This window comes from Aneurinibacillus danicus, assembly GCF_007991215.1.
GTDB lineage: Bacteria > Bacillota > Bacilli > Aneurinibacillales > Aneurinibacillaceae > Aneurinibacillus > Aneurinibacillus danicus.
This window is the reverse complement of sequence record NZ_BJXX01000008.1, coordinates 1-10,614: the sequence shown is the minus strand read 5'-3', so window position 1 is coordinate 10,614 and position 10,614 is coordinate 1. Positions and strand designations below refer to the sequence as shown.

General features: G+C 48.2%; 9 protein-coding genes and 1 riboswitch. Of the genes, 6 read left to right on the top strand and 3 right to left on the bottom strand.

The window, feature by feature from the left end; all coding sequences use genetic code 11:
* Positions 1-141 precede the first annotated feature (141 nt).
* Positions 142-831 carry a metal-dependent hydrolase gene (locus ADA01nite_RS00380; RefSeq protein WP_146807911.1) on the bottom strand — a complete coding sequence of 230 codons (690 nt, stop codon included), beginning with the start codon at positions 829-831 and terminating at the stop codon, positions 142-144.
* A 159-nt stretch (positions 832-990) separates the two neighbouring features.
* On the opposite strand from ADA01nite_RS00380, the gene ADA01nite_RS00375 reads away from it, so the two are divergent.
* The 5 genes from ADA01nite_RS00375 to ADA01nite_RS00355 all read left to right on the top strand — a co-directional run bounded on the left by ADA01nite_RS00375 (position 991) and on the right by ADA01nite_RS00355 (position 6,866).
* Positions 991-2,424, top strand: a complete 1,434-nt coding sequence (locus tag ADA01nite_RS00375; protein WP_146807910.1) for a YheC/YheD family endospore coat-associated protein — start codon at positions 991-993, stop codon at positions 2,422-2,424.
* Entirely contained in the window at positions 2,424-3,524 is a 1,101-nt protein-coding gene (locus tag ADA01nite_RS00370; protein ID WP_146807909.1) for a YheC/YheD family endospore coat-associated protein, read from the top strand. The genes ADA01nite_RS00375 and ADA01nite_RS00370 overlap by 1 nt, the downstream gene beginning before the upstream one ends.
* Positions 3,521-4,813 (top strand): YheC/YheD family endospore coat-associated protein, encoded by a 1,293-nt coding sequence (locus ADA01nite_RS00365; RefSeq protein WP_146807908.1) that lies wholly within the window; start codon positions 3,521-3,523, stop codon positions 4,811-4,813. The genes ADA01nite_RS00370 and ADA01nite_RS00365 overlap by 4 nt, the downstream gene beginning before the upstream one ends.
* A 124-nt stretch (positions 4,814-4,937) precedes the next feature.
* Positions 4,938-6,029: a YheC/YheD family endospore coat-associated protein gene (locus tag ADA01nite_RS00360; protein ID WP_146807907.1), complete on the top strand. Its 1,092-nt coding sequence runs from the start codon at positions 4,938-4,940 to the stop codon at positions 6,027-6,029.
* A 157-nt stretch (positions 6,030-6,186) separates the two neighbouring features.
* Positions 6,187-6,329: riboswitch (cyclic di-AMP (ydaO/yuaA leader) on the top strand.
* Positions 6,330-6,335: 6 nt separating this feature from the next.
* Positions 6,336-6,866, top strand: a complete 531-nt coding sequence (locus ADA01nite_RS00355) for a C40 family peptidase (protein ID WP_170230036.1) — start codon at positions 6,336-6,338, stop codon at positions 6,864-6,866.
* A gap of 85 nt (positions 6,867-6,951) precedes the next feature.
* Here ADA01nite_RS00355 and ADA01nite_RS00350 read toward each other — a convergent pair whose 3' ends face one another.
* Entirely contained in the window at positions 6,952-7,608 is a 657-nt protein-coding gene (locus ADA01nite_RS00350; protein WP_146807905.1) for a hypothetical protein, read from the bottom strand.
* A 179-nt stretch (positions 7,609-7,787) separates the two neighbouring features.
* On the opposite strand from ADA01nite_RS00350, the gene nhaC reads away from it, so the two are divergent.
* The gene (nhaC, locus tag ADA01nite_RS00345; protein ID WP_146807904.1) at positions 7,788-9,185 is read left to right on the top strand and encodes a Na+/H+ antiporter NhaC; all 1,398 of its coding nucleotides are present in this window, start codon (positions 7,788-7,790) and stop codon (positions 9,183-9,185) included.
* A 48-nt stretch (positions 9,186-9,233) separates the two neighbouring features.
* Here the strand turns inward: nhaC and ADA01nite_RS00340 are convergent, their stop codons facing one another.
* Positions 9,234-10,436 (bottom strand): PQQ-dependent sugar dehydrogenase, encoded by a 1,203-nt coding sequence (locus ADA01nite_RS00340; RefSeq protein ID WP_246147173.1) that lies wholly within the window; start codon positions 10,434-10,436, stop codon positions 9,234-9,236.
* Positions 10,437-10,614: the final 178 nt, after the last annotated feature.

The following is a 10,614-nucleotide window of genomic DNA, read 5'->3' as shown; positions in this document are numbered from 1 at the left end:
TTTTCTCGCGATTTTCACAGAAAAAAAGAGCGACTTGATCCGTCGCTCCAACACAAGAGGTATATAAAAGGGGGTTTTTCATCACGATTTTAAGATACCCCATGAATATTACATATATATTACAAAACTGTTACTAAACTATTATATTTCAAGTTCTTCTCCCACAGTCATGACTTTACCTCTCAAACCTCTGCTTTCAAGGCCGTGTACGAACGCTTCCGGATTCTGCTTAATAACCGGGAAAGTATTGTAGTGCACAGGTACAGTGAGTTTTGCACCAACCCATTCGGACGCCTGCAATGCATCTTCCGGTCCCATGGTGAAGTTATCACCAATTGGCACAAATGCGATATCAATCGTATTGCGCTCTCCAATCATTTTCAAATCGCTGAACAGGCTGGTATCGCCAAGATGATAAAGCGTCTTGCCTCCCATTGTCACAAGGAAGCCGCCCGGCATGCCGCCATAGATAATCTTCTGCTCATCATCAAGCACAATCGCAGAGCTATGAAAAGCCTGTGTCATCTTCACAGTACCAAAATCAAATTCGTACGCGCCACCCAGATTCATGCCATGGACCTTAACTCCCTGCCAGCCCATATATGTAGCCAGCTCATGCGTAGCAACGACCGTAGCATTATTCCGCTTAGCAATGGTAAGTGCGTCACTGATATGGTCCCCATGTGCATGCGTCAGCAGTACATACTGAACTTCAATTTCTTCCGGCTTTGCTTTTGCCAGAGCGTTTCCCGTCAGAAACGGATCAATAATCACCGATTTGCCTTGATGTGAAACCTGTATACAAGAATGTCCATGATATGTAATTTTCATACTTTCACCCTCCATTCTTTTCTTTGCTTCACTAAAGTTCCTCCTTTTATTGTACCAGCCTCTTCTACAGTAAACAAATGGATAGAATACTCACGCTCCTGTTCATTCGCTCATAAGATAAAGGGATGATACACGCATGTAAGAAAGGGGGAGCGATCCATGCCGCAGCATTATACGCGGATTCAACCTATACCCGATCAGTCTCTTCCCACCGCGATCGATTTACAGCTCCCGACCTCCTTTGTCAAAAAACATGGGATTTCCGGCAAAAATTCGCTTAACCTGACGTACGGATTACAAACAGTAAAGGTTGCTTTTGAAACGGTCACCACCGCTGCTCCTGTACGAATCCGGGAATCTCTCGCACGGAGACTTCATCTGCTCGAAGAAGAGATGGCATACGGCTTTTATTTTCATGCGGAAACCCGAGAGCTTATCGTCGGACCGCTTGTCGGCGTGCTAATCTACCGGATGGCGCCTACAGAAGAAGGAATGTTCGGGGGAATTACCGATTTCTGTCGTGAGGTATCGCAGACCTGTCGCCTGCGGGGAGGACTCGGTTTTATTTTCACATTAGATCAAATCTCGCAGGAGAACAATACGGTGGATGGGTGGACGTATCACAACAATCATTGGATTAAACGAAGATTTCCGCTGCCGAAGTGTGTTTATAATCGCATCGGATCGCGCCGGATTGAAGAAAAAGAAGAGACAAAGGAGAAAATCGCCATATTGAAAGATAAAGGCGTACTATTCTTTAACGAACAATTCCTCGATAAATGGCACATTTACGAGCGGATGTCCCGTCTGCCGGAAAACGCCTCCTTCTCTCCGTATACCGAGCTGTACACAGGAGTTGCATCACTTTCAGCTATGCTGCAGAAACACCCGTACATCTACCTGAAGCCGTCCAGCGGCAGCCTCGGGCGTGGCATCATCCGTCTCGCCCGCACCAATGGCGGTTATGTATGCCAATATGCTTCATTGAACGGAACGGTCATACGGCGATACCGTACACTGGGGACGCTGCACCAGATGCTGCGCTCTCGCATAGGTAAGCAGCAATATTTAATGCAGCAGGGATTACATCTTATCAAAATGCGGGGAGGTATTGTGGATTTTCGCGCGCTTGTGCAAAAAAACCGATACGGCGAGTGGAGCATCACATCCGTGGTGGGACGAAGCGCACCCACAAGCAAAAGTATCGTCTCCAACGTGGCGCGCGGCGGGACCATGCTTCCGCTGGGCGGGGCGCTGACGGCGGCCGGGTTTCCTCCGATGACACGCAATATGGTTGCCGCTTCCATCCGGAAGCATGCACTACTCATCGCCCGACTATTCGAGAAATGTGTGGAAGGCCATTATGCGGAACTCGGCATCGATTTAGGTGTTGAGAAAAGCGGCAAAGTATGGCTGCTTGAAATCAACTCCAAGCCTTCCAAAACAAATAATGCCCTGGCGAATGCCGGCAAAGGGTCGCGACCTTCTGTCATTCGACTGGTTGACTACTGTTTTTACCGGAGCGGCTTTATTCCGTCCGCTCCCAAAAAAACGCCGCAAGCCAAGCGACGTCCAAGAAGGAGGTCATCATAATGAAAAAAAACCCTTCGGGTTATTTGGGCATTCTAGCCACCCCAAGTACTAAATATCAACCTTTTCCCGACAAAACGTTCTTTGCATTCTTGACCCAGGCAGGAAGAAAAATCGGGCTGCCGGTATACGTCATTTTACCTACAAACATCAATTTCACGACAAAAACGGTCATGGCATACCGATATACCCCTCAGAAAAAATGGGTAAAAATTCGCTTGCCTTTCCCGACACTAATCTACGACCGTCTGTCCAACCGTAAAAAATACGAAGCGCAAATCAAAGGATTGAAAGCAAATCCTTCCATTACGTTTCTTGGACATGTGCTGGGCGACAAGCTTAAGAACCACAACCATCTTATCCAGCATCCCGGCATCGCCGCCCACATGCCCGCCACTGAACTCATTACATCCATGCAGGTAATTAAAGATCTGCTCAACAATTATGAAGCGGTTGTCGTAAAACCAATGCGCAACTCGCTCGGTATCGGTGTAATGAGAGTTATATCTAAAAACAATGTCCACCGTGTCGATGGTCGAAACTTTAAAAATAAAATTTTTCACCGCACGTTTCCCAGCCGGACAGCACTGCTATTATGGCTACGCAATCAATTCAAGGTGAAAATGATCGCCCAACCGTATCTTCAACTCTCGACTCCAGACGGTATTCCATTCGACATCCGCGTACTTGTGCAGAAAACCGGCAAAGGCGAATGGGGAGAAACAGGCCGCGCCGTACGCGCCGGTGTTAAAAATGGCCTCACGTCTAACTTATGCGGGGGAGGCAAGGCGTACTCGTATGAATCTTTCCTTCGTAAATACTTTAGCGAAGAGCAAATGGTAAAGATTAATCAGGAAATTGATTTTATCGTCAAAGAACTGCCTCCGTTCCTCGAAGGAAGGCATGGGCGCCTGGTCGAATTGGGTATCGATATTGGAGTCGACCGCTGGGGTCAGGTATGGTTGATTGAAGTAAACTCCAAACCCGGGCGCGCTTCCTTCCGTCAGATTGAAGAAGGGAAACATTTTCGGGATGTACGACTTAATCCGCTGCGCTACGCGTATTATCTCTGGCAAAATCGCTCAAAGTCGGTGACTTCATGAGTACGCTCGCGACAGGATGGGTGTCCATTCACCCCTTACACCGAACATGGCGCCTTCACCTCTCCGCGAGCAAAACGCCGCATCCACTTCTTTCCCGAAAGAAAGTTCGCCTGCGGTTCGGTTCCTGGGAAAAAACGATGCTTGTAACACGCAAACGGCCCAATCTGTATTCCATCAAAGCAAAAGTACGCATTCGTTCTCACCAGAACCATTTTACGATAGGACCTCTCGTCGGCATTCTTACTGTGGCAGGAGGCGGACTGTTTCGCGGAGTTCAAAGCAACTTTATTGATATTATCGAAGCAGGCCGGAGGATAGGCGCACTCGTATACGTCGTCCCGATAGAAAATATCAACTGGAAAACGCGTACCGTACAGGGCTATCTGTACCATCGACATGGAAAGAAATGGATAAAAGAAAGGCTGCCGCTGCCGCACGTTCTCTATAACCGCATCCCTAACCGTGCATCGGAAGAGCAAAAGCATGTAAAGATTGCGCTGGCACAACTTTCAAACATGCGCAACCTCACACTATACAATCCTCATTTCTTCAATAAACAGCAGCTATATGCCGCTCTACAGCGCGACTCGGGCATCCTGCCCTATTTGCCGTGTACCGTACCGCTTTCTTCGAAAAATATACTTTATGAGATGCTGTCTTCTTATCCGTTCGTATATGTCAAACCGGTAAACGGTATGGCAGGTCAAGGCATTTACCGCGTACAGCGAAAGCCTACAGGCGGCTATCTGATACAATACCAGGAACGAAAAAAAACGATAAGCAAACCATTTTCTACAAAGGAAGAAGTCTGGATGTATCTCTCATCCCGAATCAAACAGCCATACATTATACAGCAGGGTATCGACCTGGCCACATTCAACAACAAACTGTTCGATGTCCGTCTGCTGGCGCAAAAAAACGGCCGCGGCGAATGGGATGTAACCGGTATGGGGATCCGGTTGGCGGGATCCGGCAAAATTACAACCCATGTACCGCGCGGCGGATCGGTACAATCGCCTGAAGAAGTCCTTACAGCCGCATTTCCGCACTATTCACCGGAAAACATACTCATATCGATTCATCATATGGCGCTGCGCATCGCTCGCTCGCTTGAAAAAGAATGGCCTGCACTCGGTGAAGTATCGATGGACATTGGCATCGATAAAACCACACGCATCTGGTTTATCGAAGCAAACGCTAAACCGGGCAAGTTTGACGAACCGCATATTCGTAAATTATCATTGCGGCGCATCGTAGAATACGCCCAGCATCAGGCAAACTTTTATTGATACGGGAGAGACCCGACATTCCCATTCATAAAGTTTCTCCCTTACGTTTGCCTGTATACGAGATGCTCCCGGAAAATCTATGTTCCGGGTTGGAGGAGGAGACTAAAGAAAAGAGTGAGATAATATGAACATACAGCGTCCACTTGTCGGAGTGTTGACATATCGTAACGGGAATTTCATAGCAGGTAAAACATACCTCACGCGCCTTGCTCTCACCGCTGAAACGCATAACTGTGGACTCATCGTCTACTCCCCCGCTGACATCGATGAAAACAAGGGAATTGTATACGGCTTCGTGTATGATATAAAAACCAAAGTATGGAGAAGAAAAAAAACGCACCTGCCGCATATCGTATACGACCGTTTCAGCAATATGTTGCCTGAGGTATTCAAAAAATATGCGGCATATCGCAGCGCAAGCCGTCTAACCTATTTAAACAACCGTTTTGCTCATAAATGGAACGCTCACCGATTTCTAAGCCAGGACCAACACATTGCCCCCTACCTGCCGGACACCGTATTAATGCAGCGTGGTGCACTGCAGCGCATGATTCGAAAGCACCCTATTCTCTACGTAAAGCCGGTAAACGGTTCAGGAGGCAAAGGCATCCTGCGCATTCGTCATAATGGAAGTATATTTGAGATGGTCGGCCGCGATCGACAGAATAACATTATCCGTAATATCATGCGAACGTGCCCTGCTACCGAGCGGTTTTTACTAACGTGGTGCCAGCGGCAAGGACGCACATTCATTCTGCAGCAGGGTCTTGCACTCTCCTTGCTGCCCAACAGCATATGCGATAGCCGGGTGCTCGTTCAAAAAAATGAGCAGGATGAATGGATGATAACGGGCATGGTGGGCAAACAATCCCCTCAGCAATTCGTTACCTCTAACCTGCAAAGTGGCGGGCGTGCTATCGGACTTGAAGAATTGCTCGGTTATCGCTTTTCTGTAAAGGAAGTTTCGCGCATTCTGGACGAGATTAGGCGGGTCAGTCTTCTTCTGCCCCGGCATATCGAATCAAAGTTCGGCAATTTCATAGAATTTGGCATTGATATTGGCATTGATACAAAAGGCCGAGTCTGGATTATCGAGGTCAATACCAAGCCAAACCGGGAACTGTTTCGCCTGGCCGGTCAACTTGATGTTTATCAAACATCGATCGAAATGCCTATTCGTGTCGCTGCTCACCGGCTTCTTACACCAAATTTCTAAATCCATAATCACAGACACATAGCCCCTGTTCGCTTTTTTGGCGAACAGGGGCTATGTGTCATTCCACCTAGAAATGAAAATAAAGGAAATGATGCCATCTATCTGCTAATGCCCTTCTCTCTCATTTACATTACCGTTTATAGAGAATAAAAAATAACAAAAACAAACGCCTAATCCAGATAATACAGAATCTGGAACGGGGGAACCAAGCAAATGGGGTGAAATCGCGCTTTTATGCGTGGTCGGGCGCCTTTCGACCGAACCCGTCAGCTAACCTCGTCGGCTAAAGAGAGAGGGAGAAGTTACATGAAAAAAGGTTTCAAAGCTCTTACTACAGGATTATTAGCAGGCAGTATGCTGCTCGGCGGCCTGGCGGCTGGTCCGGGACAAGCTGAAGCAGCTATGGTATCCGCAAAATTCGGCACAACGGTAAATGTGGCAAATGAAAACCGTGTCATTGACAATATCATCCGTACCGGCAAAAGCCTGATGGGCGGCAAGGCGCAGTACAGCCACAATTATGTTCCCGGAAAATACATGGATTGCTCACAATTTATATACTATATTTTCAAGAAAAATGGTATTGACATTCATACACGCGACGATGATCGTCAGGTAAAACTGGGCAGCTATGTACCGAAGAGCAAGCTGCAAAAAGGCGACTTAATTTTCTATAGCACAAAGAAAAACAAATGGGACATTACTCACGTAAGCATGTACATCGGCAACGGCAAAGTGCTGCACATGGCAAACACGAAATACGATGTGACCATCAGCAACCTGAACAGTTCCTGGCACCAAAAATATTATGTAACAGCCAGACGTGTAATCAAGTAATATTTGATTCAATTCCCGTTTCTCTCCTAAGTATAAACGCAAGAGGGAAATTGTATTCGATCCAAACAAAGGCGGAGTGGAAATTTCACTCCGCCTTCTGTTGATTCAACTCTTGCAAGTAAACCATAATTTCTTCAATATTATCCCCCAGTGTCCAGCCTTTCTCTTGAAATATCGCCCTGTATTTGCGGTGAAACGGTTCGGCCTCGTCCCGGATCATCCGCTGCCTTGCGGACAGCTGTTTGCGTTCTTCTTCTGATAACCTTTCTTCAATTGCGTCACAAATGAACGAGCGGCAAATGCTCGTTTTGAAATGCGGATTCAGACCGCATCCCTTGCCGTCGACAAAAAATTGGCACACCGCATACGCCAATCGTTCATCCACCGCCTGATAAGCCGTATGCGGTGACTGTCGCAGCCGCTCGTACCGTTCCGCCGGAGATTCTGACTCTCCTGGCCCTCGGCTATAGAACAGCGGATGAATGAATGCTCCCGCTACAATTTCGTATTCATATATGGTATTGCGCGGGTTACGGTACAGCTGTTCCATGAAAAAGTCCGTCTCACCCGCTGCTATCATTTTATATATCTCAAATAAAGTAAACACCGGTTCATACGCACAGCATCCAATATGCGGCAACTCCTCCGATCGCCGCTGAAAGTGCGGGTCCGGACAGTTCCGGCATACCGTCGACAGCAACTGATTGCTTTTAGCGTCCCATTTTATTGTTCCATATTTCATCTTCTTATCCTCATTTTTTCGTTTTTTCTTTCTTTAATTATATCGTATCCTTTTCCCTACTCTTTGAAAATAATACTTTACAAACAAACTATTAATCTTGTATTCTTAAAAAGTCACTTTATCACTTAAAAGCAAACAAGCGTTTAAGTAATAAATTATATAAGGGGGGGGAATCTACCGTGCGGGAAGAAACGACTACTCATCATTTTACAAAAGGCCAGGCGGTGCTGCTAACCGTGCTATTGCTTGGCATCATCGGCTCAATCATGATCGGGCTGAAAGCTCCACCGCACGTTCCTATCCTTTTGTGTCTGTTTCTGTTAATTCTTGTCGCCTTCTTCAAGAAAATCCCCTGGACAACAATCGAGCAGGGAATTATAGAAGGCGTGCGTCCCGGTTTAGTACCGATTTTTATCTTTCTGCTTATCGGTGCACTCATCGGGGTCTGGATGGCCAGCGGTACCGTGCCGACAATGATGGTATATGGCTTTCATCTCCTGTCCGCAAATTATTTTCTTGCCGCAGCGCTCTTACTCTCCGTCGTTGTCGGAACCTGTATCGGCAGCTCGCTCACCACAGCAGCTACCATCGGCGTCGCACTCATGGGCATGGGAGAAGCCATGGGAATCAACCCGGCCCTGACAGCGGGTGCAGTCGTCTCTGGAGCATTCTTCGGCGATAAAATGTCACCGTTATCCGATACAACAAATCTCGCCCCAACAATGGCCCGCGTTGATTTGTTTACGCATATTCGTCATATGCTCTGGACTACCGTCCCTGCGCTCCTGATCTCATTTGTGCTTTTCCTGTATCTCGGCGTCGGAAGCGCGGCACCCGATTCGGCGGCACAGGTAGAAAGCTTGCGCAAAGCGCTGATAGAGCACACGGCAATCCATCCGCTGGCTTTAATTCCGCCTATCCTGGTTTTTTTGCTTGCGATACGCCGTGTTCCGGCCATTCCGACACTGATGGCAGGTATTCTCTCCGGTATCGTGCTCGCATTCTGGCTGCAGCCGGGCATGACGGCAGGCCGGATGGCCGGCATCATCCAGGATGGTTTTGTCTCTAAGACCGGAATAAAAGCCGTCGATGCACTGCTGACACGTGGCGGCATGCAAAGCATGATGTTCTCTGTTTCACTAATTTTCCTGGCTCTCAGCATGGGCGGGCTGCTGTACCGGCTGGGAATTATCAATCGACTTATGGAGCTAATCCACGGCTTTATCGAGACAAGAGGACGACTGATCGCCTCCACCGCTTTCTCGTCCATCGGCATAAACATGCTGCTCGGTGAACAGTATCTGTCCATCATTTTGAGCGGTAACGCATTTATAAAACAATATGAGAAACTGGGGCTGGCGCGAAAAAATATGTCACGTGTACTCGAAGACGCCGGAACGGTCGTCAATCCACTCGTTCCATGGAGCGTGTGCGGCGTATTTCTTACCGGTGTGCTGGGCGTCTCGACCATCGACTATCTGCCTTTCGCGTTTTTCTGCCTGCTGTGTCCCGTACTGACCATACTGCTCGGATTTACCGGCATCGGCGTTCCGTATGAAACAGAAAAGAGGAGCTAATCACAGCTCCTCTTTATTTTATGAAGCAAGCAGTACAAAGATTAGAATTTAGAGACGAGGTTTCAAGCGGATAATCTTATCATCCCCGGAACGTTCCTTGCCTCGTCCATCCCGGTTATTCGTCATAAAATACAGTGAGCCGTCCGGACTTTCTGCAATATCACGAATCCGGCCAAATTCTCCGGGAAACAGGCTGTTCAGCGAGACTACTTTAATCGGATTCTCCCCATCCAGCTCGGCCTTCCAGATTTGTTCGCCCCGCAGGTTGGCCGCAAGCAATTGTCCTTTCCATCGCCCCTGTTGTATAAACACGATTCCCGAGGGGGCCCAGGTCTGCTCGCCGCTGTGTAGCAGAGGGCGCTTCTTGCCTTCTTCTGTTTTATCTCCTTCAATAACCGGCCATCCATAATTGGCGCCCGGTTCAATCAAATTCAGTTCGTCATGAGCGGACTGGCCGTGCTCGACACTATAGAGCTTGCCGGTCTCTGGATGCCAGGCCAATCCCTGTGGGTTACGGTGTCCCAGACTGTAGACGGGAGAATTCGGGTCCGGATTGTCCTCCGGAATGGTACCGTCCAGCCGAATGCGTAGAATTTTTCCAGCTAAATCATCCTTCTCCTGCGATCGCTCCCGCTCAAGCGCATCGCCGGTCGTAATATACAGCATTCCGTCCGGGCCAATTTTCAGCCTTCCCCCATTATGATTGTAGTTACCGGGAATCCCATCCAGCAGCACCTTATCGACGCGGGCGCGGTTCTTACTTTCGGTAAGACGTAGCACCCGATTTTTGATCTGGCCATCCTGTTCATAAGAGTGGTAAACATACAGGTAACGGTTAGTCAAGAAATCAGGGTCTATTGCTAGCCCAAGCAGACCGCTCTCTCCCTTCTCTACAAAAGGCGGAGGGAATGAAAGCGCCGGCTGTGGTAGAACTTTTCCGTTTTCGATTATCCGCAGCGTACCGGGACGTTCTGTGAAAAACATCCGCCCATCCGGGGCCATGGCGAGCGCCCAGGGCACGTTAAGTCCTTCTGCGATAACTTCCGGTTCGTATGGAGTGTCTGCTTCAGGAAGCGGCACTGCTTCTCTGGCAAGCGAAACAGGCAGGGCGGATTGTTCCTTCTTTTCCTGGGATGCCTGTTTTTGCGGAACCGCATCTGAACCTTTATCCGGCGTACATCCGAGAATCATTGCCAAAATTCCGATGTACATGAACCCGGCAATAGCCAATCGACCGTTATACTTCCTCATTCCGCATCCTCCTTTTTTCTCCATGCACGCTATTTTTTTCCGTGAATCGACATAGAAAACCACCATGGCATCTCAGCCGCAACCACAACATGAAAATCGTGGAAAGGACGGCTGACTTTAGTGGTACGAAGGAAAATGGAGGAAAGAATGAGGGAATGATTTCAATGTAGAAAAAGGC

Excerpts from the sequence above, each read along its gene's own strand:
- ADA01nite_RS00380 (WP_146807911.1), bottom strand. The coding sequence starts at position 831 with ATGAAAATTACATATCATGGACATTCTTGTATACAGGTTTCACATCAA.
- ADA01nite_RS00375 (WP_146807910.1), top strand. The coding sequence starts at position 991 with ATGCCGCAGCATTATACGCGGATTCAACCTATACCCGATCAGTCTCTT.
- ADA01nite_RS00370 (WP_146807909.1), top strand. The coding sequence starts at position 2,424 with ATGAAAAAAAACCCTTCGGGTTATTTGGGCATTCTAGCCACCCCAAGT.
- ADA01nite_RS00365 (WP_146807908.1), top strand. The coding sequence starts at position 3,521 with ATGAGTACGCTCGCGACAGGATGGGTGTCCATTCACCCCTTACACCGA.
- ADA01nite_RS00360 (WP_146807907.1), top strand. The coding sequence starts at position 4,938 with ATGAACATACAGCGTCCACTTGTCGGAGTGTTGACATATCGTAACGGG.
- ADA01nite_RS00355 (WP_170230036.1), top strand. The coding sequence starts at position 6,336 with ATGAAAAAAGGTTTCAAAGCTCTTACTACAGGATTATTAGCAGGCAGT.
- ADA01nite_RS00350 (WP_146807905.1), bottom strand. The coding sequence starts at position 7,608 with ATGAAATATGGAACAATAAAATGGGACGCTAAAAGCAATCAGTTGCTG.
- ADA01nite_RS00340 (WP_246147173.1), bottom strand. The coding sequence starts at position 10,436 with ATGAGGAAGTATAACGGTCGATTGGCTATTGCCGGGTTCATGTACATC.